Source organism: Oleiphilus sp. HI0079 (assembly GCF_001635105.1).
The window spans coordinates 1-587 of record NZ_LWFT01000352.1 but is presented as its reverse complement, the minus strand read 5'-3'; the positions used below and the strand labels follow the sequence as shown (position 1 = coordinate 587).

2 protein-coding genes are annotated in these 587 nt (G+C 52.8%); both read right to left on the bottom strand.

Annotation, left to right across the window (positions count from 1 at the left end):
• On the bottom strand, positions 1–181 hold a 181-nt coding region (locus A3750_RS04755), incomplete at its 3' end, for a hypothetical protein (protein WP_197474896.1).
• A 15-nt stretch (positions 182–196) separates the two neighbouring features.
• Positions 197–587: carbohydrate-binding protein (locus A3750_RS04750; protein WP_156498407.1), on the bottom strand; the 391-nt coding region annotated here is incomplete at its 5' end.

Below are 587 nucleotides of genomic sequence, written 5' to 3'. Positions count from 1 at the left end.
AGAACACACCAGTGTTATAGGTTACCGCTGGAGGGGGTGTGTCTCCGCCGCCATCTTCACCGCCGTCTCCACCGCTCGGATTTCCACCTCCGGAGATGGCGTCACCGCCACCACCACCGCCACCGCAAGCGGTAAGCGTTGAGATGAGAAGGGCGCCAAATAGAATTTTCCAACTATTCATTTTGCTTACCCTCTGCTATTGCGGTGTCAAGCTGATGGAATCTAAGTTCGCACCGCTTGAACCGGTCGTTTCTAGTCGAAGGGTGTTTGAGCCAGATTGGGGGGTAAGTGCAAATGAAGCCGTATCGAGCCATGTCGTTAGGCTACCTGTTGCAGGGAATGACAATGTGCCTAACGATTGCCCGTTCAAAATCACTTCAAGAGGGCGGTCTCCGCTATCCCATGCATAGCGGACAACAAGGTCGTACGGTAATTCAAAGGCGTTAAACGTATATTCTACAAAGCCTTCGCCACTATGCTCGATATAGCCGGAGCCGGTGAAGCCCGTGTTCGTTGACGCGACAGTGTGTGCGCCAGAGATGGTCGCTGTTTCGGCTTCAAAAGAGATTGTGACTGGCGTTACTACA